This is a genomic window from Shinella zoogloeoides (assembly GCF_033705735.1).
In the GTDB taxonomy this organism is placed as follows: domain Bacteria; phylum Pseudomonadota; class Alphaproteobacteria; order Rhizobiales; family Rhizobiaceae; genus Shinella; species Shinella zoogloeoides_A.
This window is the reverse complement of the sequence record NZ_CP131130.1, coordinates 1,068,569-1,085,446: the sequence shown is the minus strand read 5'-3', so window position 1 is coordinate 1,085,446 and position 16,878 is coordinate 1,068,569. Positions and strand designations below refer to the sequence as shown.

27 protein-coding genes and 2 tRNA genes are annotated in these 16,878 nt (G+C 60.3%); 15 read left to right on the top strand and 14 right to left on the bottom strand.

All coding sequences use genetic code 11. The annotated features are described in order from the left end of the window. Positions 1–10: 10 nt before the first annotated feature. The 10 genes from ShzoTeo12_RS05555 to ShzoTeo12_RS05510 form a co-directional block, all read right to left on the bottom strand. Positions 11–253, bottom strand: coding sequence for a hypothetical protein (locus tag ShzoTeo12_RS05555; protein WP_318911596.1), 243 nt, complete (start codon positions 251–253; stop codon positions 11–13). Then, on the bottom strand, positions 246–1,118 hold the full coding sequence (locus tag ShzoTeo12_RS05550; protein WP_318911594.1) for a hypothetical protein: 873 nt from the start codon (positions 1,116–1,118) through the stop codon (positions 246–248). The genes ShzoTeo12_RS05555 and ShzoTeo12_RS05550 overlap by 8 nt, the downstream gene beginning before the upstream one ends. A 12-nt stretch (positions 1,119–1,130) precedes the next feature. Then, the gene (locus ShzoTeo12_RS05545) at positions 1,131–1,793 is read right to left on the bottom strand and encodes a sigma-70 family RNA polymerase sigma factor (protein ID WP_318911592.1); all 663 of its coding nucleotides are present in this window, start codon (positions 1,791–1,793) and stop codon (positions 1,131–1,133) included. A gap of 28 nt (positions 1,794–1,821) precedes the next feature. Further along, positions 1,822–2,112 carry a hypothetical protein gene (locus ShzoTeo12_RS05540; RefSeq protein ID WP_318911591.1) on the bottom strand — a complete coding sequence of 97 codons (291 nt, stop codon included), beginning with the start codon at positions 2,110–2,112 and terminating at the stop codon, positions 1,822–1,824. Between the two features lie 12 nt (positions 2,113–2,124). Further along, positions 2,125–2,979 (bottom strand): prohibitin family protein, encoded by an 855-nt coding sequence (locus ShzoTeo12_RS05535; protein ID WP_318911589.1) that lies wholly within the window; start codon positions 2,977–2,979, stop codon positions 2,125–2,127. A 112-nt stretch (positions 2,980–3,091) separates the two neighbouring features. Further along, complete coding sequence (locus ShzoTeo12_RS05530) at positions 3,092–3,235, bottom strand: hypothetical protein (protein WP_318911587.1); 144 nt, start codon at positions 3,233–3,235, stop codon at positions 3,092–3,094. A gap of 11 nt (positions 3,236–3,246) precedes the next feature. Next, positions 3,247–3,459 (bottom strand): hypothetical protein, encoded by a 213-nt coding sequence (locus tag ShzoTeo12_RS05525; protein WP_318911585.1) that lies wholly within the window; start codon positions 3,457–3,459, stop codon positions 3,247–3,249. Between the two features lie 570 nt (positions 3,460–4,029). Further along, positions 4,030–4,104, bottom strand: a tRNA-Pro gene (locus tag ShzoTeo12_RS05520). A gap of 333 nt (positions 4,105–4,437) precedes the next feature. Then, positions 4,438–4,767, bottom strand: a complete 330-nt coding sequence (locus ShzoTeo12_RS05515) for a hypothetical protein (protein ID WP_318911584.1) — start codon at positions 4,765–4,767, stop codon at positions 4,438–4,440. 19 nt (positions 4,768–4,786) lie between these two features. After that, a tRNA-Met gene (locus ShzoTeo12_RS05510) sits at positions 4,787–4,863 on the bottom strand. Between the two features lie 820 nt (positions 4,864–5,683). On the opposite strand from ShzoTeo12_RS05510, the gene ShzoTeo12_RS05505 reads away from it, so the two are divergent. Beyond that, positions 5,684–6,007 (top strand): BrnA antitoxin family protein, encoded by a 324-nt coding sequence (locus tag ShzoTeo12_RS05505; RefSeq protein ID WP_318911582.1) that lies wholly within the window; start codon positions 5,684–5,686, stop codon positions 6,005–6,007. Positions 6,008–6,025: 18 nt separating this feature from the next. Here the strand turns inward: ShzoTeo12_RS05505 and ShzoTeo12_RS05500 are convergent, their stop codons facing one another. The 4 genes from ShzoTeo12_RS05500 to ShzoTeo12_RS05490 form a co-directional block, all read right to left on the bottom strand. Then, positions 6,026–6,439 (bottom strand): hypothetical protein, encoded by a 414-nt coding sequence (locus tag ShzoTeo12_RS05500; protein ID WP_318911580.1) that lies wholly within the window; start codon positions 6,437–6,439, stop codon positions 6,026–6,028. A gap of 69 nt (positions 6,440–6,508) precedes the next feature. Beyond that, complete coding sequence (locus ShzoTeo12_RS28215; protein ID WP_413251140.1) at positions 6,509–6,730, bottom strand: HNH endonuclease; 222 nt, start codon at positions 6,728–6,730, stop codon at positions 6,509–6,511. 185 nt (positions 6,731–6,915) lie between these two features. Continuing rightward, the gene (locus tag ShzoTeo12_RS05495) at positions 6,916–7,569 is read right to left on the bottom strand and encodes a hypothetical protein (protein WP_318911578.1); all 654 of its coding nucleotides are present in this window, start codon (positions 7,567–7,569) and stop codon (positions 6,916–6,918) included. Continuing rightward, the gene (locus ShzoTeo12_RS05490; protein WP_318911577.1) at positions 7,566–8,108 is read right to left on the bottom strand and encodes a hypothetical protein; all 543 of its coding nucleotides are present in this window, start codon (positions 8,106–8,108) and stop codon (positions 7,566–7,568) included. Before ShzoTeo12_RS05490 ends, ShzoTeo12_RS05495 begins: the two co-directional genes overlap by 4 nt. A 684-nt stretch (positions 8,109–8,792) precedes the next feature. On the opposite strand from ShzoTeo12_RS05490, the gene ShzoTeo12_RS05485 reads away from it, so the two are divergent. The 14 genes from ShzoTeo12_RS05485 to ShzoTeo12_RS05420 all read left to right on the top strand — a co-directional run bounded on the left by ShzoTeo12_RS05485 (position 8,793) and on the right by ShzoTeo12_RS05420 (position 16,858). Further along, a complete protein-coding gene (locus ShzoTeo12_RS05485; protein WP_318911575.1) occupies positions 8,793–8,993 on the top strand; it encodes a hypothetical protein in 201 nt (66 codons plus the stop codon). 310 nt (positions 8,994–9,303) lie between these two features. Then, the gene (locus ShzoTeo12_RS05480) at positions 9,304–9,540 is read left to right on the top strand and encodes a hypothetical protein (RefSeq protein WP_318911573.1); all 237 of its coding nucleotides are present in this window, start codon (positions 9,304–9,306) and stop codon (positions 9,538–9,540) included. Between the two features lie 66 nt (positions 9,541–9,606). Further along, positions 9,607–9,828, top strand: a complete 222-nt coding sequence (locus tag ShzoTeo12_RS05475) for a hypothetical protein (RefSeq protein WP_318911572.1) — start codon at positions 9,607–9,609, stop codon at positions 9,826–9,828. Positions 9,829–9,925: 97 nt separating this feature from the next. Further along, the gene (locus ShzoTeo12_RS05470; RefSeq protein ID WP_318911570.1) at positions 9,926–10,129 is read left to right on the top strand and encodes a hypothetical protein; all 204 of its coding nucleotides are present in this window, start codon (positions 9,926–9,928) and stop codon (positions 10,127–10,129) included. Between the two features lie 78 nt (positions 10,130–10,207). After that, positions 10,208–10,390 carry a hypothetical protein gene (locus ShzoTeo12_RS05465; protein WP_318911568.1) on the top strand — a complete coding sequence of 61 codons (183 nt, stop codon included), beginning with the start codon at positions 10,208–10,210 and terminating at the stop codon, positions 10,388–10,390. A 59-nt stretch (positions 10,391–10,449) separates the two neighbouring features. Continuing rightward, positions 10,450–11,325, top strand: coding sequence for a hypothetical protein (locus tag ShzoTeo12_RS05460; protein ID WP_318911566.1), 876 nt, complete (start codon positions 10,450–10,452; stop codon positions 11,323–11,325). A gap of 39 nt (positions 11,326–11,364) precedes the next feature. Next, complete coding sequence (locus ShzoTeo12_RS05455) at positions 11,365–12,417, top strand: MoxR family ATPase (RefSeq protein WP_318911565.1); 1,053 nt, start codon at positions 11,365–11,367, stop codon at positions 12,415–12,417. Next, a complete protein-coding gene (locus tag ShzoTeo12_RS05450; RefSeq protein WP_318911563.1) occupies positions 12,414–13,622 on the top strand; it encodes a DUF2201 family putative metallopeptidase in 1,209 nt (402 codons plus the stop codon). The genes ShzoTeo12_RS05455 and ShzoTeo12_RS05450 overlap by 4 nt, the downstream gene beginning before the upstream one ends. 721 nt (positions 13,623–14,343) lie before the next feature. Then, a complete protein-coding gene (locus ShzoTeo12_RS05445) occupies positions 14,344–14,646 on the top strand; it encodes a hypothetical protein (RefSeq protein ID WP_318911562.1) in 303 nt (100 codons plus the stop codon). 40 nt (positions 14,647–14,686) lie between these two features. After that, positions 14,687–15,223: a hypothetical protein gene (locus ShzoTeo12_RS05440; RefSeq protein WP_318911561.1), complete on the top strand. Its 537-nt coding sequence runs from the start codon at positions 14,687–14,689 to the stop codon at positions 15,221–15,223. Continuing rightward, complete coding sequence (locus tag ShzoTeo12_RS05435; protein ID WP_318911559.1) at positions 15,216–15,590, top strand: hypothetical protein; 375 nt, start codon at positions 15,216–15,218, stop codon at positions 15,588–15,590. The genes ShzoTeo12_RS05440 and ShzoTeo12_RS05435 overlap by 8 nt, the downstream gene beginning before the upstream one ends. Positions 15,591–15,802: 212 nt before the next feature. Continuing rightward, a complete protein-coding gene (locus ShzoTeo12_RS05430; protein WP_318911557.1) occupies positions 15,803–16,183 on the top strand; it encodes a hypothetical protein in 381 nt (126 codons plus the stop codon). A gap of 28 nt (positions 16,184–16,211) precedes the next feature. Continuing rightward, positions 16,212–16,508, top strand: coding sequence for a hypothetical protein (locus ShzoTeo12_RS05425; protein ID WP_318911556.1), 297 nt, complete (start codon positions 16,212–16,214; stop codon positions 16,506–16,508). Positions 16,509–16,549: 41 nt separating this feature from the next. Next, positions 16,550–16,858 (top strand): hypothetical protein, encoded by a 309-nt coding sequence (locus tag ShzoTeo12_RS05420; RefSeq protein WP_318911555.1) that lies wholly within the window; start codon positions 16,550–16,552, stop codon positions 16,856–16,858. Positions 16,859–16,878: the final 20 nt, after the last annotated feature.

Sequence of the window (16,878 nt, the reverse complement as noted above, 5' to 3'; positions counted from 1 at the left end):
CAACCGCGCATCATGCCCGGCCCGGCAGATGAGGTTGCCCTTCGAAACGCGCCACCACTTCTTTCAACGCGATGACCATGTCGGCACGCTGGCAGTTCGAGGCATAGTTGGTGCGGGCCCCCTCCGGCCCATCGATCGGAAACGTGAAAAGAGCGAAGCCGATAGTCTTCCGCCCTCCAGGTGGGTTCAGGATTCCGTCGAGTGTCTTCGCGAGCGCGCGCATCAACTCGGTTGTCTCGATCTGGTCAGTCACGACGGCAAGTCCCTCTCAGTTCATGGTATCGGCGAAGAAACTCTTCAGCGGCCACCTCAGGCGCCCACGGCACGATCTCGAAGTCGTAGGGTTGGCTGCGATCTTCTGCGGACCATGCCTCTCCTCGCCATGGGAGAAGGTCTCGACGCTCTGTGGCGAACATACGAGTGTCAGCGATCTTGATTTCCAGCGGATGATCGATGGAAACTCCAAAGCGGTCGAGGATCGCTGCTTCACACCGTTTTTCGATGGACTTGAATCTCGGGATCATGGATTTCAGCGGCCCGGTCATATCGCCGCAAACAGCCTCCCCGACTTCATGCATCAGTGCCTCAAGGGCTAGATCTTCCGGGACGACCCAGCTCATACGAACACAGTGCTCGGCCACCGAATAGAATACCCGGCGACCTGTTATCCGGCTGAAACACTGACCGGCGCAACGCCCTTCAAATGCGAGTCCGTAGGCCACGTCCTCGATTGTAATCTCGGAGAGTTCTGGCGCCTCGAAGTCAAAGTATGTGCCAGAGCCGAGAAGGATCGTCGGACCAATCGCGCGCCGAATGACACTTTCTCGCATCATTTCGATCGATGCCAGTTCGCCTGGCGCAGCATTCATAACCGCCTGCAGGTTTTGCCCTAATGCCTCAACCCTCCCCGACGGAAGCAGGCTCTCCGTTCTGAGGATCTGTAGAGGAGTGACCGGGCCGCCAGAAATGACTCCGCCATGATGGTAAGGCTGGAGACCGACTACCCCGGCGGGCTGGCTTTTTTGCCCCATAGCCGCATCGCCGGAGACGAAGCCTCCCCGATGAAAACTACGGATTCCGAAGAGCTTTGTGAGTTTTGTCCAGAAGGTATCTCTCATCTCGCTATCCATTCAAAATGCTCTCGAACGTTGAAAATCCAACAGACAATCGCGAAGCTTGGAAAAGGCCCTCGCCTCGATCTGTCGAACGCGCTCTTTGGAAATGCCTAGTCGATTGCCGATGGACTCAAGCCCTTCCTTGGGCTCTCTCATGTGGCGGACCGTCACGATCTCCCGTTCCCGAGGTTTCAAAGCACGCATGGCGCGGCGGACTGCCTTGGTCGCCCTTTCTGCTTCGAGGATCTCAAAGACTAGTTCGTCTGGCGCCGGCTGGGGGCAGACAAGGGTATCGCCGACGGTGAGGCCGGCCTCGGAAACCCTGTGCTCAGTCGATACGTCCCGGTGCGCGCGTCCTTTGAAGAAGTTTCGTTTCGCGTCGTTCGACATCGAATGGCCAACTACCGAGTGCGACTGGATGACAGCGTCTCGCATGAAGGTCCGAACCCACCAGAAGGCATAGGTGGAGAAACGATAGCCCTTCGAAGGATCGAAACGGGACGCCGCAATCATGAGACCAATATTTCCCTCTTGCCGGAGGTCTTCGATATCGGCGCCATAGCGGGAGAAATTCCTGGCGATGTGCATAACCAGAGGCCGGTGGGATAGGACAAGCTGCTCGACCGACGCTGTCTTTTCCTCTTCCAAGGTCAGGAATCGGTATTTCGGGGTGCGCATTGCGACGCGGCTCCTTCGAAGCGAAGAATTAGCCCATCAGGGCATTGATGAGCGGCATTGCGATAAGCGCTCCGATGATCACCATCGCCGAGACGCGATTGACGCGGCGATGGCTGCTGATCGTTGTCGGATGCAGGAACCTGGCATCGAATGTCTCGTCCTGCCCCGGCTGATGCATCCAGGCCGGGTATTCCGGCACCGGCGGAAGGATGACCGGTCGATCGGCGACAAGTTTCTCGCCGGCGAAGAACTCAGGCCCGCCGGCGTCTCCCTTGAGAAAGGAGAGCGCGGCCTTAAGCAGAGTGCGCGGAATACCCATTGCTGCCCGCCCCTACTTGATATTCAGGAAAGGAACGGCCGAACCGGGAACGAACGTCGTCGGCAGTTGGCCATTCCATTTCTCCGCCTTCGTCAGCTCGACGAGGTTCGGTGACTGCGCAAGGGCGTCGGACTTGGCCTTGATGGCTGCGGCTTCAGCTTCGCCGTTCAGCCGGACGGCCTCGGCGTTCGCCTTTGCGGTGGCAAGCTGGCTGTCGGCCGCGGCCTGGGCTTGCGTGACGGCGACCTGAGCGAGAACCTTTTCGCGTTCGAGCTTCTGCTTCTCCGTCTGGACGAGCATTTCGGCCTGGGCCCGCTGTTCGGCAGCCGCTTCGACGGCATCGGAGAAGTTGATGTTCTCGATGTTGACGCCTTCGACCTTGATGAGCCCTTCGCCGAGCTTGATGATGGCGGCCGAGACCTCATTGTTGAGGCGACCGCGCTCCCGGATGGCCGTGTCCGCGGTGAACGTGCCGAACACGTTCTTGATCTGCTCGCGCACCTGGCGCTTCAGGATCCTGGACTCCAGTCCCTCGAGCGTCTGGAACTCGCGATAGATCGTGCGGATCTCGTTGTCGGTGGCGATCGCCGAGTAGTTGACCGAGAAGCTGACATTGGCCGTCTGCCGGTCAGCGGTGTAGACCGGCTCATCAGCGAATTCGATCGCCTGCGTGCGGACGCTGATCGAGTGCGCGTCGTCGACGAACGGGAGCTTCCAATGGAAGCCCGGGCCGGAGATGGCCGAGATCTTGCCTTGGCTCACGACGACGGCGCGCTCGCCCTCGTCGACCGTGTAGAACGAGCCGCCGAGCAGCGACAAGACGAACAGGACGACCACGGTCCCGATGAGGATGGAAAATCCGCGCATTATTTCTTCTTTCCTTTCGATTTGGCCGGGCGGCCGCGATACCATTCGATCGCTTTGACGACGCCGGCGGCGATGATGATTGCTACAACGCACGCTCCGATGGCCTTGAGCATCAGCCACCCCACGATCGCACCGCCGCGACTGCGACCAGCAGCGAGACGCATGCGATGAACGAGAGCGCGAGAACGACCGGACCGCGTCGACCGTCGTAGGCCTTGCCGTCGTCGTTGATGGTGTTCATGTCTTCCGGCTTCACGTCGGGACTCCTCAGAATCGCGGTTTCGAGGCTTTCGCCTTTTCGATCCGCTTGGGCTGCAGACGAGAGACAGCGCGCATGGCTGCGAGGCGGAGTGTCGAGGGCGGCGTTTCCCGCTTCTCGACATCGGCCCGACGCGCGGCTCGAGCACGCTCCTTGGCCCGGCGGTCCATCTCCTTGAAGGCACGGCGCATCTGCGCACGCTCAACCTGGCGTGAGGTCATTGGGGTTCCTTTTTGATGGTGGGGGCTATGTGCGAGGACCGGACTCGACACCGGCTCTTTGGCAATCGTCGCTTTAAGCAGGCTTCCCTGGCTGCACCGTTCGCCGCGGATTGTACTTCTCCGCAGTCTGCGTGTTCCTTCCACGCCGCCTCGCAAGCAGAAGATCACCTTCGGAAGGAAGTGCTTCGGTGATCGATCCGGCAGGCCAGCGCCGGTGGTGGGGCCTTCCGTCTCGCCCCCACACGATCAGCGCATTCAACCTGCCGTCTCTGCATAAGTTTGCCGTCGCCATTCCGGCGCCAGCGAGTAGGCTTTGGGACGTTGCGGGGAGCGACCCCGCCAATCACCGGCCCTGGTTGCCGGCATGAATGATGCCGCCATGTGGCACCATCGCTCAGTCACGTCCCAAACTGACTCTGGATGAGGGAGATAGACCGCCAGCACGCCCGGTGCCTCTTGCGGAGCCCTACCCTTGGTCTCCCGTTCGTCGACTGGCCAGAGTCAACATCGCGGGCACCGACCAACGCCGAAGCGCCATCCAGATCTTGATGAGGCCAAGGCCTCGAAACTTGGTCCGGGTGGTCAGGATTGAACTGACGACCCTCCGCTCCCAAAGCGGATGCGCTCCCGCTGCGCTACACCCAGACATGCCCGAATGAGCCACCGATCGGAGCCGTCGGCAAAGGCAGGGGAATGGCGCCCCAGGGCTCTGCACGGTACCGCCGTGCCGGATCACAAACCCGTCTCGCGGCTGGGCCGGGCCCACTTCGATCCGGTTGGCGTCTGCCATGATTACCATGGCTCATGACAGGTCCCCGAGATCTCGGCCGCCGCCGGTGAAGGCGCGGACACCGCATTCCTGAGAGGCTTCGCCTCGAACTCAACGCCGGCATTCCACCGGACCGGCCATCCCTAGCAGGACGCTACGCCTGCATTGCTTCCCAGCACTGGGGGTCGGATGGCTTCCCCTATGATTTCTCAAGCTCCGATGAAGATTGTGCCGTAGTTCTGGCCACGCTTGGTGAAGGTGAACTTGCCCTTGATGACCCCGCCGACGAGATGCGGCATCATTTCGCAAAGGTCTTTCATGAACACGACCACCTTCGTTCCGCTGGACCGGGTGAAGTAGAAGTAGGCTGCGCTTCGGCCGCGCGCCATGTCGTCAAACTTCAGCGTGTCCTCGAACACGAAGTTATCCTTCATCTCGGGCTGGACACGCTTCCCATCCACCCACTGGAATTCCGGACAGTGAAGCTGATCGCCGGCCGCGGTGAACGGGATTGGATAATTTCCCTTCTTCGAAGCCATGCGATCATCTCCTCAAGATTGGTTGCAGGGGGCGGATTTGAACCGCCGGCCTCCAGGTTATGAGCCTGGCGAGCTACCGGACTGCTCTACCCTGCAACGTGCCCCTTCGGGCGAATTCCGAAGCCCGTAACGCCGGGACTATGCGACCGAACTGTGCCTTTAGGCGGAACTGATCTTCGGTATTCCCCGCCTCCCGCTTTTTCTCGCTCACGGGATCGAGCGCTGGTTTCCTCTACTCGGCGAACCATGCCCGCCGCGGCAAGGCGTTACAGCAACCAGAAAGCCTCCCACCTTGAGGCTGGGAACGCCGAGAGCATCTATCTCAGCCTGTGCCGGACGAACCCTCGCGGTATCGCCATTCCCTTATCGCGGGGTGCCTCCGGGCTATCACCCCCATCTGGCGTGAGCGGTTGATAAGGCCGCTCCCCCTCCTCGGATGCCCATTCGGGCAAATCGGACCCACACCACGCCGGCCTATCAGCGTCTACCGCTCAACCCCCCGATTGTGGACGGCGCGGCTGGCGTCCCAGTGTCGCCTCCGGAAGGAGTGCTGGGGTGGGTTTGCCGTGCGCTGCTCCGCCAGAGGCTTCAACATTCCGCACGTTCGGCACACATCTTCACCCTTTCGGGTAACCTATCCGCCCATGGTTTCGTCGGTCCGTCCGCTCGTCCACCATGGGCACACCGGTCTCGCATCCGGCTTACGAACCCTCTTGTCGCTGGGTATGGAGCGTCCACTATCGCATGAAGGCGCCAGGCATAACGTTTCGGAGTTCCTGACCTATTCCCGCCCCCGCTGTACCGCGCCGGTGCCGACCGCTTCCCGATCTCTCAGGATGAGCTATCTATAGAATGTGCGTTTTCGCATGTCAACAGAAAAATGCGAATTCGCATTACATTCATCGAGAGGCTTCAAATGGGATTGGCTGGACAGTTGGCAAAGGCAGGCGGCCTCAAGTCTGCGCAACAGATCGCGCGCGAGCTCGCCGCGGCAGTCCAGAATCCTATTGAAAAGAGATCGAAGGAAGGCCCCAGCAAAAGGGGCGCTCGCGCTCGTTCAATTGAAGCGGCACCCGCTCCCATCCGCACGACAAAGACGCGCGGGCGTCCACGAACTGGCGTCACGAAGCAGCAGATATCGATCCGCCTCGACGCCGACATCGTTGCCTTCTTCCAGGCAAAAGGCGACGGATGGCGATCAGCCATAAACGATGCGCTACGCCTCGCAATGAAGAACTGAATTAGCGGGACACGCTAATTACCGAGGCAAAACCCCGTATCGGCGACACATTTCGAGCACAGCATACGAAGCGCTCTCCGTCCCGCCTATGCCGGTCACAACGAACGTCTCAATCTTTTGCTTGTCTGCTGGAATGTGCGCAAGACCGCCCATGAAGGGCTTGTCCCCTGTGTATCCCCCAAAGCTATTTCGGGCGTTCACATAGCCACAGACCCAGGTGTTTTTCTCATCTTCCTGGGCTGCAGCCATCGGGCCGAACATTGCGCTATTCGGATCCTTGAGCGATTTCCGGACGCCCTCCTCCACAACCGCCTTTTCCGCGGAAGTCAATGCGCGCGGCGTCGTGGCCTTCACAACAGGCGCTGGAGATTGCCCGGCCGTCGTGCAGCCGGTCAACACTAAGCTCACAACCAGAACGGATTTCCGCATCATTTCCCCCACAGCCAGAACGATACATATCCTTCTGCGGGAGGGCTGAAAAAGTCAATGAATCCTTGACGATCAACGAAACTCTGGCGGTCTCATTGTGGGATCCCTGCACCACATGGGCAACATCTCGAGCAATCCGTTGTCTCGCGCGTAGATCTCCAGGCTGAATTTGCGGCCGTGGTGATATCGGCAGAGCGCCCAAAGGTTCTTCCACTCGTGAAGGAGGTCAGGGCGATCTACGACTGGGATGATGTGGTCGACGAGATCAGTGAGCGTGTCACGCTGCTCCTGCATACACCATTCGCAATACGGATTCCGCTTGCGGTATGCGATGCTGAGCCGCCGCCATTTCTCATCGTAGCCGCGCAGTGATGGCGAAGATCTGAAACGCCCAATGGAGGAGAGTTTCTCAGCCGCGATCGCCGTGGGGGCGGGCTGGAAAGCCTTGAATCTCGGCGGCAGTCTATGTGTTCGTTCGCTCAAGTTTCGTGTAGCTTCCGCGTATGCTTTTCTACGCGCTTTCCGGATTTGCGCGGCGGGTCGCCCTCGCTCTTCCCCTTAAGCTTTTCTGATTGCACCTTATGGAAGTCGCCAATGGCCGAGCCGAGCGTGAAGTGTAGATTCGGCTGAGCTAAATCGGTACTAAGAACAAGCGGCATTCGCAAAGATGGAGGGGTCCCAGCGACGATTTCCAACGCCCGCCAAGCGCCATCCACGTGAACGTAACCTGCAACTTTGTTCAAATGTGAGTGCCAATCCATATGCGCAACGGTAGCATCGGCAAACACGGATGTAGCCGGTTCTTCGCCGCCAATGGATTTATGCTCAACGGCAAAGATCCCATCCACGACATGCTCAGCTATCTCGCTCAGCACCGCAGATTGCGTACCTATGTCCAGATCAAAGATGAATTCCGCTAGCTCGTCGCTTGGCAATTTCTCCCAGATACCGGCACCATTGAGCATGCGCGCGGCAACCAGAAGCTTGTCAGAACCGGCCCCGAAATCCGCTGGATACGCGTCGGCGAAATCCTTGAACTCCTGAAAAAATTCTTCGCGCACCGACTGGTTACCGTAATCCGCCTCGACCAAGTCCTGATAGTCAGAGGGAGAGAGACTGGCAAATCTGTTCATAGCAATTGGACCTTTCCTTTTGCATCAACGTGCCACCCAGTGAGATGTATATTGTACTTCTCAAACTCTTTAACAACCGCCCTCATCCCGATCAGTTGATGATCCAGCAGTCCGAAACGTCCTGATCGGTTCGAAATCACCCAATTGGGGCGCCCAGTGAGGCGTCCGTCCCAGGTGATCTCCCCTCCGAGCCTCGCGATCTTTTCCGGTCCTGGCTCGAGCAACGACGGATGCCCTAATTTCGTGTAGCCAAATGCCGGATCGATCCCGCGAAGAAGAATTGTCCCTCTCCCTCCGTCGGTCACCTGCTCCTCGACTGCCAACCAAATTTGGGCATCTCGATCGAGGACCCACAAGATGGTCGCAGCTTGATGCACCATTTGAGGTAGAGCAAAACCCTTCTCAGCCAAGGCAAGGTAGGAGCGAATCTCTCCGTAGTCCCGGGAAAGCTTCAGCAATGAGCGGGGCTGAAAGAGCTGTTCGGGCACGCTGGCAGTTGCTTGAGGCAGGCACGGCCCCCAATGCTGATCTAGATTCATCGCATTCTCTTACGGCAATTTTCGCCAAGTAGTTGCATGAGAGAAATGGCGCCGCAAGATCACTGCTTGAAATCATTTCGCTAACGCTGCGGGAATTTGCCTGCCAGCGCGGTCGGGGTTCTGGACCCCCAAAACCTTAAGATGACCCCCCATACCCCCTGTTCACGTTCCGTTCGCCTCAGGCGGGGCCGTGGAGCGCGTCGGCGAGCCGGTCCGGCACCAGACGACCGGCGAGCGCTTGCGCCTCTGTGTGGGCCTGTATGGGGCGCGCATGGTGGGTGTCGTCGATGCATCGACGAGGATGGCGAGCAAGCGAGCGGCGAGGCATGGCGCGCCCTCCCCGCCCGTGGCGGGCGGGTGGTGGGTTAGCGGGACACGGTAAATGCATGGTGGGTGTTTGTGCTGGGGGTGTTGATGGCAACGCCATGGGGCAAGCCTGTGATACCTGGCATCACCTGACAGCGGTGGCCGGTGATGAGTCGCAGGGGCGCAAGCTGTCATGCAAGCGCCCGTCCATGGGGCTGGATAGCAGGCAATGAGCTGCCCTCTCACGCGCGCGTGCCGATATGCACCGGCCCGGCCGAACAAAAAAATATGCGCATTCGCATTTTCCTTGTTGACATGCGAAATCGCATATGGCTAATTGGTGACAGATCAAGAGTGATCGCAACGGAGACCAACGCAATGCGCTTTACCGCTGAAGAAGCCCTCGACCTGCGCGGCACGCCCGACGCCATCCGCCTCTCCCTCGCATCCGTCAACCGCATCTGCGACCAGCATAGCGCGGACCCCAAAGAGTTCTTTGACGAACGCTATCCCGACCGCCTGCCCTCGCAGGTGATCATGCCGGACGCTGGCGACCTGTTCGTCTGGCTTGGCTACTGACCTTTCGGCAACCGCCCCGGCGGGCGGTTATCGAAATGCCAGACACCGCAATGACCACCCCTTCACGTCGCACGTCGCGACGGGAACCGGACCATTGCGACCCATGCGAGGCCCGTCCTCGGTTCTTTGACAAATATCGACGGCACCCACCACGCCGCCCGATCATAGCGCTAGCCCACCGTGCGCACGGAATAACGGAGGCATCAAACGGCGCGCAAATGCGCCGTGGGTCCGGGGATGACGCTTCCCCGCTGATGAGGCCTAGCAAGGCCGAAACCTGCCGACTGTGGCGCAATAGGAGACTGAGAGAATGGCAATCGCCTTTGACACCTTGGGGTATGCGAAGCGGCTTGAAAAGGCCGGAGTTTCGCGAGACCATGCGGAAGCCCACGCGGAAGCCGCAAAGGATTTCATCATGGCGGAACTGGTAACGAAAACCGACCTTGCCGCCGCGCTGGACACGGCAACGCTTCGCCTCACCATCCGGTTTGGCGCTATGCTCACCGTCGCCGTCGGCGCGCTGGCAACTCTTTCCAAGCTCACCTAACGCATACCGGGCGCGGCCATCGCCGCGCCCCTCCCCGCCAATTGTGGCACTATAGGAGTCTCAGCGATGAAATTCGTTCTGGTGGCGCTCGCCAGCCTTAACGGCGACGTGCATTCATTCGTTCTCGACGGCCCCATGACCTATCAGGATTGCCGCAAGGCAATGGCTGAAAGCGTCACATGGGCCGAAATCGTCCCCGGAATGTGGATTGACCTTTCCGGCGCGCCTCTCGTGTGTGAACCCGACGCCGCGCCGGCTGTGACCGTCTCCGCCACCCGCATGCCCTGACATCGACCTAGAGCCATGCGTATCGGCACGCCGCCCCGTGCCGATATCGAGACGCTAGGCCTGTCTCGTTTTCAGCACCACAACTTAGGAGCCTGCCATGGGAATGCTGGATCGCAACCATTACCGCACCCTGACCACAAGCAATCTGGAAGGGAAACTCAGCCGGGCAAACGAACGTGTCAAACGCGCGTCCTGCCTGACCGCTGCCCTCGATGATCTTTTCACCATCGACGAAATCGAGGCCGTTTTGAGCGAGCGCAAGAACGCCGCCGCCAGCCTCGCCCTTGCATCTGCCGCCTGACCTTTCGGCGTCCGCCTTCGGGCGGATTTCGAAATGCCAGCGCCGCGCCAGCGGCATCAACAGTAGGAGGCCCGAACCATGAACAAACCGCTTTCCCCGGCCGAACGTCGCGCGCTTTCGGTCAACCTCGAAGATTTCTTCCCCGTGCGCCGCGACGTCACCGGCAAGCATGCCGAGCCCTACGCGAAGCGTTCCGAAGGCCGCGTCCGCCGCAATGAGCGCCGCCAGGCCATCGCCCGCAAGCGTTCTTTCCTCTCCTGATTTCAACCCCGCCCCAAAGGGCAAATCCCGCCAACTGTGGCACAAATGGAGCCTGATCAATGTCTATCCTGTCTGAAAGAGCAATGCTTTCCCATGTGCGCGTTTCCGCTTGGAGCGCGCGCCGCATTGACCGCAAGGTGACGGATGAAGTGAACGAGTCTCACGGCGCGGCGAACGATGCCGGCCGGTTCAATAAGCTTCTGGTGGATAAAGCCGCCCTCTCCGGCATCACAGCCGCTGTGAGCAAGGCGCGCACGTTCCACTATTCCCGCACCCTGCCATGGCAGGATGACGGCGCGCGGTTGCTGCCGGCGGCGGCATTCGTCGATTACATGGCCCAGATGCGCGCCATTCGCGGCCAGTTTGACAAGGCCGTGTCCGAATTCATCTCCGGCTATTCGAAGCACGTCGAGGACGCCCGTTCTCGTCTCGGCAACATGTTCCGGCCGGAGGACTACCCCTCAGCCGACGATATCAGGAGCCGATTCAGCTTCGATACCATTATCAACCCGGTTCCAGCGGGGGATGATTTCCGCGTGTCGCTCGGCGACGCGCAAGCGGAGCTGATCCGCGCCGAGATCGAGGCCCGCGCCGAGGCGCAACTCGGCGAGGCCATGCGCGACGTTTACGGCCGCGTGGCGGAAGTCTGCGGACGCATGGCGGAGAAGTTGCGGCAGTATCAACCCGGCAATGATAACCGGAAGGCGGAAGGCGTCTTCCGTGACTCCCTCGTGGAGAATGTCCGCGAACTGGCTGGCATCTTGCCCGCGCTGAACATCACCGCCGATCCGAGGCTTTCAGCGATTGCCGACCGCATGCGCAAAGAACTGGTCCGCCATGACGCGGACGCCCTGAGGGATGACGAGGCCTTGCGGAACGAGGTGGCAGACGCCGCCGCCGCAATCCTCGCGGACGTTTCCGACTTCCTCGCCTGATCAATCTCGCCAGCCGTGGCACAATAGGAGTTTCACCACATGAATGCACAAGCCATTGACAAGGGCGTCACCGTCGATTTCGCCGCCAAGCTCATTTCCGAATATGCCGCCGGCGATACGCCGGCCATGCTGTGGGGCGCACCGGGAATCGGCAAATCGGACGTTGTCCAGCAGGTCGCGAACGATAACGGCTATAACCTCATCGACCAGCGCCTGACGACGCTGGAACCCGTCGATTTGCGCGGCCTTCCCTTCATCCGCGACGGCTCGGCAGTTTGGGCTAACCCCGACATTCTCCCGGATGCCAAGCGCGACGGGGAAAAGGGGATTTTGTTCCTCGACGAAATCAACGCCGCCCCGGCATCGACGCAAGCGGCCTGCTATCAGCTGGTGCTCAATCGCCGCATCGGCTCCTATGTGATGCCGGACGGCTGGCGCATCGTCGCCGCCGGCAACCGCCAGAGTGACCGGGCGAGCGCGCAGCGCATGCCCTCGGCGCTGGCTAACCGCTTCGCTCATATTGACGTCGTGCCGGATGTCGAGGCGTGGGCAAAATGGGCGGTTTCGGCGCAAGTGCACCCCGCGATGATCGCATTCGCCCGCTTCCGGCCGGCGCTTCTCCATATCATGCCCGGCGGCACCATCGACGACGGGCACGGCGGAAAGATCGTCATGGCGGCGGATGCCCGCGCGTTTCCCACGCCGCGTTCTTGGACCGACGCGGCCAAATATGCCGACCGCGACAAGGACATTCGTTTCCCCTTGATTGCCGGCCGCGTTGGCACCGGCCCGGCGGTCGAATTCGAGGGCTTCATCAGGACATTCCTTGACCTTCCCGCCCTCTCGTCGATCTTGAACGATCCGGCGGGCGCGCGCGTGCCGACCGGCCCGGGCGCGCTCTATGCGGTATCTGCCGCCCTCGCCCGCGCAGCGACACCCGTCAACTACGGCGCCATTCTGGAATACGTGAAGCGCATCCCGAAGGCCTATGAAGTCCTGACCGCCGTCGACTCTCAAAATCGGAACAAGTCGCTGGCGGAGACAGGCGCATGGGTCCAGTGGTGCGGCGCAAATGCGGCTGTCTTCGCATGAGCGCCACGGAACTCGTCGACAAAGCCCGCGCCGGCCTCATGCTCGACCAGCCCTTCTATGCGACTCTCTCGCTCTATCTGGAGCTTGTCGAGGACACCACATGCAAAACGATGTGGACGGATGGCGCGCGGCTTGGCTTCAATCCCTCCTATGTCGAGGGGCTGAAGCCTTCCGAGCTTCGCACGGCAGTTGCGCACAATGTCTCCCATTGTGCGCGCTTGCATCATGTTCGCCGGGGAAATCGAGATGCCAAGCGCTGGGATGACGCGTGCGATTTCTCGATCAACGCCGAGCTGAAAGCTGCCGGGTTCAATCTCCCCGACGGCGCGCCGCTGAACCCCGATTATGACGCCTTGTCTGAAGAGGAGATTTATCAGCGCCTCAAGGCCAAGGACGATGATCAAGACAACGGGAAGAAACCGCAACCGCCCGGCGACGGCAGCGCGCCGGCACCGGCGAGCGGCGGCAAGGGCCAGGCACCGGAAAAGCCCGGCGCTACAATGGGCCAGGTCCGCGACCCCGCACCGGGCCATGAACCGGCGAAATTTGCCGAAAGCGAAAGCGAGTGGAAAGCCAATGTCCGGCAGGCCCTCGCCGTCGCCAAGAAATCGAACGCCGGCAGCATTCCGGGCCATCTCGAAACAATCGACGAGGTGACCATCGCACCCCGCTACAACTGGAAAGAGGAGTTGCGGGCCTTCATCGATCAATCCAACGTCAAGGATTATTCGTGGATGCACCCGAACCGGCGCTATATCGGGCAAGGCCTCATCCTTCCCGGCCTTGTATCGGACTCGCTCGCGCATCTCGTGTGTGTGATCGACGACTCTTCATCAATCGACATGACCGCTTTCAATGCTTGTGCTGCGGAAGCGAAAGCGGCCCTCAATGAAGGTTCCGCCGACAAGGTCACAGTGGTGTTCTGCAATGCCGCAGTGCACCGCGTCGAAACCTTCGAAAGAGGTGATGACATGTCGATTACGGCTCGCGGCAGTGGCGGCACTCGCTTCGCCCCGGCCTTCGAATGGATCGCGGACAACGCTCCCGACGCTTCGGCGATCGTCTATCTCACGGATTTGGATTGCCGTGTGTTTGGCGAGGAGCCAGCGGCACCCGTCTTGTGGGTGGCCTATGGCGAAAAGAACGCCATCGCCCGGCGGGCGGCGGCGGTTCCTTTCGGCGAAGTGCTGCACATTGCAGCCTGACAATCCGGGGCGGCGACATTCGTCGCCCCGAACCCCAAGCGCAAAGGTCATCTGCGGCTAGGCCGGCGCGCATCAACACTCCCCCACCAATCAAAGCGACAAGCCGCGTGATGCAATCGCCCCGGAACGCCGGGGCGCGCTTTGAGCGGCAACATAGGAGGCAACCTTCCGCCGGATCATAAAGCCGGCTGCATCCTTCCCGATTTTCAGAAAGACCCAAAGAGAGACGAAAACAGATTGTGAGGCAGACATGAGCTATCCGCACGCCCACCCGCCGTAGCTGCCAGGACTTTCATTGAATGACCGGCCCGCCCTCGTGGCGAGCGGCCAGAGATGCATTGAGACGAATGAAAGCCCGGGCGACTCCCCGGCACCCTCCAAGAGGCAATGCCCATGACATGGATTTCCGAATGCGGGTGGCTCCCGCCGGATTAACAGCCCGGCCGTGGAGCCGGCCGCCCTCTATGGGCGGCACAAACCCCGCTCTTGTCGCCCCCCGCGCTGCGCGGAGTCTGGGTGAGTAAATTTCCCAAGTGTACGCCTTGCGATGACGGCCACGGCCTGACAGGCGCATTGTCACACAAGCAACTCGCTTGATTGCTCACGATCCCCTCCAAGAGCCCGAAACTGCCGTCCTCCAGCGGAGTCAGTAGGGTGCGGAGGTGATCAATGAACAATCGACACCGCAACAGGTCAATCGTGACCGTATAGGAGACCAACAATGTCCGACTTTTTGGCTCGCTTCAGCTTCATCAAGTCTGAGGCGCTGGCGACTGAAGACGGCATGGCATTCACTGCGGCGGGCTTTGATCTTTGGCCAGCCGGCGGAGGATGCACAGCTTGGCGGAAGAACCTGCCAGACGGCAAATACCTGCTTATCACCGGAATGGACGGTTCCGACCATGTCCGCCTCGATGATGAGGAATGGCTTATCGGCCTACACTCCGATGACGGGTGCTTTGGCTGGCGTGAAGCCGTGACCACGGAGGCAGCGATTGCCGCCGCTACTGCCCTCACCCTTTGAACATGCCAGGTCAACCGTGACCACAATGGAGATTGAGACCATGACCGATGCACTCGAAAAAATTGGCGTGGATGTCTGGATCGCTGCCACGATCTATGTTGATGCCGCAAACGACGAGGAGGCCGCGCGGATCGTTACCGAGCGATACGCCGGAACTCGCGATAAGTCGCTCTGCTACGATCACATGGGCGGCAAGGAATTGCCCATGGATGGCGATGATTTCATGTCGCCGGCGATCACGCTTTATGGTCTCTGCGAGGAATCCGAACTCGTATCGGCAAACGATCCGGTCATTGTAATGCGGTCTGCACTGAGGCGTGCCGAGCGCTTCATCTCCGGGTTTGAAGGCGATGAAACGCAGAAAGGAATTGACGTCATGTTGACCTCAATTCGTTCCGCGATCGCCGGCACACCTGCAAAGCCTATCAGCGATGCCGCGCCGGACCTCCTGAAGTGGCTCAAAGCTATCACCACTCGCCTGCGGGAGTCGGACGGCCATCTAAGCGAAACAGAAGAAACCGAGATCGCACTAGCGGAATCCGTCATCGCAAAGGCGGAGGGCCGCGCCAATGGCTAAGTTCACCGAAGGCCCGCTTGCAATTGAGATTCCGCCATCATCCAGCGGGTTCGGCCGGGCAATTTATGCCCGGCGCGAGGAAGGCCCGGATGTTTTCGTCGCCTATGTCGGCAACTGGAAACAGGCGCCGGAAGTCGAGATCGCGGATGCGGAGCTATTCGCCGCCAGCCACGAAATGCTGGCGATGCTGATCGACCTGCTCAAGCCGGGCAATGTGAATGGCGGCATCATCGAAGCCGGCCGGGACTTGCTGGCGCGCCTCGGTCACGACGTGCGGACAACCCGGCCGGAGATCGAAGACGAAAACCCCTTCCATCCCGAAAGCCCGGAAGGCCGCGCGTGGGCGGAGGGGCGCAGCTATGGCTAAGGGCACCGTCCGCAATCTCTCTTGCTGCGTATGCGGCGACGACGCCGGGCGATGGCACCAGCATTGGAACCGGGACACCGGTTATGGAGTCTGCGCGCCTTGCGTGGATTGGCTGCGGTCACGTGGCGAGACTGATGCAGAGATCGCCGACCTTTACGGCAAGGAAGGCGAGAACTGGGGGAAAGGCTCACTCTCTTTGGAGGCAACCGTCAATGGCTGATCCGGCAATTGTTCCTCTCCCCTGCGGCTGCTTCTTCCAAGGCCGGGACATGATCACGGTTGAGGATTGCAGCGAGCATTCCGATGATGACGAATGGGCCTGCGACAACTGCGGCGAAACCGCCATGGACGGCGGAGACCGTTGCATAACGTGCGGTTGCGAGATCGTAGAGACCGCGTGCTGTGACGCATGCGGTGAACGGTTCCCGCTGAACGAACTGGACAGCAAGCCCACGATCAACAGCCAGCTTCGCCGCACGCGCGCCAAGGAAGGCCAGTTGATGATGCTCTATCGAGCGGCTATGCGCGGTTATGACTTCGACCGGCTGGAGTGCCGCTCCTGCTACGGGCCCGGATTTCTCTCCGCGCCCTGACCCATTCAACATTCTGGAGGATTTCATCATGGTGCATGTGCATGTCACCACGCGCCCGGTCGATTCCGACGCCCCGGGCAAACATGTCGTCATCGATCACGACGTGCCGGAGCATAGGCACTGGCTTGGAAAGCATTGCTTCTGGGCATTCCGCAATGGCCATGTCATCACGACCTATCCGACCGATGAAGCCGTCACGTACCGTCCCAAGGCACCCAAGCCGGAACCGGAGATGAGCAGGCTCGCGTCTTCATCCGATTTCGACCATCCCTGCCCCGACGACCCTGACGGCGTCCATTTCGCCGGCTGCGGCTGCGACCTTTAATCAAGCACCCCGGCAATCGTGCCACCATAGGAGCTAAGAACATGCCTACGCATGAACCCTCGAACTTTGCCACCTACTCGGACGCGCTCGGCAATCCCGTCTTCGACACTTTTTTCGTCCTCGCCAATCTGGAAGGCGAAGACCAATTGTTTGCCTTCCGATCTCCCCGTGATCGGGATGTCGCCGAACTCTCGATCACTGCGAAGGGTATGCGTTGCCAGGCATTGACGCATCAGGAGGCATTCATTCTCGCTCGCGAGGGAATGCTCGCATGGGTCCATAACGGCGATGTCCCTGCGGACATGGTCTGGAGCCCAATCTATCTCAAGTATCCGGCGCGCGTCGCCTAATTCCCTCACGCCAAACGTGG

Excerpts from the sequence above, each read along its gene's own strand:
- ShzoTeo12_RS05495 (WP_318911578.1), bottom strand. The coding sequence starts at position 7,569 with ATGAACAGATTTGCCAGTCTCTCTCCCTCTGACTATCAGGACTTGGTC.
- ShzoTeo12_RS05515 (WP_318911584.1), bottom strand. The coding sequence starts at position 4,767 with ATGGCTTCGAAGAAGGGAAATTATCCAATCCCGTTCACCGCGGCCGGC.
- ShzoTeo12_RS05500 (WP_318911580.1), bottom strand. The coding sequence starts at position 6,439 with ATGATGCGGAAATCCGTTCTGGTTGTGAGCTTAGTGTTGACCGGCTGC.
- ShzoTeo12_RS05440 (WP_318911561.1), top strand. The coding sequence starts at position 14,687 with ATGACCGATGCACTCGAAAAAATTGGCGTGGATGTCTGGATCGCTGCC.
- ShzoTeo12_RS05490 (WP_318911577.1), bottom strand. The coding sequence starts at position 8,108 with ATGAATCTAGATCAGCATTGGGGGCCGTGCCTGCCTCAAGCAACTGCC.
- ShzoTeo12_RS05450 (WP_318911563.1), top strand. The coding sequence starts at position 12,414 with ATGAGCGCCACGGAACTCGTCGACAAAGCCCGCGCCGGCCTCATGCTC.
- ShzoTeo12_RS05550 (WP_318911594.1), bottom strand. The coding sequence starts at position 1,118 with ATGAGAGATACCTTCTGGACAAAACTCACAAAGCTCTTCGGAATCCGT.
- ShzoTeo12_RS05470 (WP_318911570.1), top strand. The coding sequence starts at position 9,926 with ATGGGAATGCTGGATCGCAACCATTACCGCACCCTGACCACAAGCAAT.
- ShzoTeo12_RS05505 (WP_318911582.1), top strand. The coding sequence starts at position 5,684 with ATGGGATTGGCTGGACAGTTGGCAAAGGCAGGCGGCCTCAAGTCTGCG.
- ShzoTeo12_RS28215 (WP_413251140.1), bottom strand. The coding sequence starts at position 6,730 with ATGCAGGAGCAGCGTGACACGCTCACTGATCTCGTCGACCACATCATC.
- ShzoTeo12_RS05445 (WP_318911562.1), top strand. The coding sequence starts at position 14,344 with ATGTCCGACTTTTTGGCTCGCTTCAGCTTCATCAAGTCTGAGGCGCTG.
- ShzoTeo12_RS05455 (WP_318911565.1), top strand. The coding sequence starts at position 11,365 with ATGAATGCACAAGCCATTGACAAGGGCGTCACCGTCGATTTCGCCGCC.
- ShzoTeo12_RS05430 (WP_318911557.1), top strand. The coding sequence starts at position 15,803 with ATGGCTGATCCGGCAATTGTTCCTCTCCCCTGCGGCTGCTTCTTCCAA.
- ShzoTeo12_RS05545 (WP_318911592.1), bottom strand. The coding sequence starts at position 1,793 with ATGCGCACCCCGAAATACCGATTCCTGACCTTGGAAGAGGAAAAGACA.
- ShzoTeo12_RS05485 (WP_318911575.1), top strand. The coding sequence starts at position 8,793 with ATGCGCTTTACCGCTGAAGAAGCCCTCGACCTGCGCGGCACGCCCGAC.
- ShzoTeo12_RS05540 (WP_318911591.1), bottom strand. The coding sequence starts at position 2,112 with ATGGGTATTCCGCGCACTCTGCTTAAGGCCGCGCTCTCCTTTCTCAAG.
- ShzoTeo12_RS05435 (WP_318911559.1), top strand. The coding sequence starts at position 15,216 with ATGGCTAAGTTCACCGAAGGCCCGCTTGCAATTGAGATTCCGCCATCA.
- ShzoTeo12_RS05425 (WP_318911556.1), top strand. The coding sequence starts at position 16,212 with ATGGTGCATGTGCATGTCACCACGCGCCCGGTCGATTCCGACGCCCCG.
- ShzoTeo12_RS05460 (WP_318911566.1), top strand. The coding sequence starts at position 10,450 with ATGTCTATCCTGTCTGAAAGAGCAATGCTTTCCCATGTGCGCGTTTCC.
- ShzoTeo12_RS05475 (WP_318911572.1), top strand. The coding sequence starts at position 9,607 with ATGAAATTCGTTCTGGTGGCGCTCGCCAGCCTTAACGGCGACGTGCAT.
- ShzoTeo12_RS05465 (WP_318911568.1), top strand. The coding sequence starts at position 10,208 with ATGAACAAACCGCTTTCCCCGGCCGAACGTCGCGCGCTTTCGGTCAAC.
- ShzoTeo12_RS05480 (WP_318911573.1), top strand. The coding sequence starts at position 9,304 with ATGGCAATCGCCTTTGACACCTTGGGGTATGCGAAGCGGCTTGAAAAG.
- ShzoTeo12_RS05535 (WP_318911589.1), bottom strand. The coding sequence starts at position 2,979 with ATGCGCGGATTTTCCATCCTCATCGGGACCGTGGTCGTCCTGTTCGTC.
- ShzoTeo12_RS05525 (WP_318911585.1), bottom strand. The coding sequence starts at position 3,459 with ATGACCTCACGCCAGGTTGAGCGTGCGCAGATGCGCCGTGCCTTCAAG.
- ShzoTeo12_RS05420 (WP_318911555.1), top strand. The coding sequence starts at position 16,550 with ATGCCTACGCATGAACCCTCGAACTTTGCCACCTACTCGGACGCGCTC.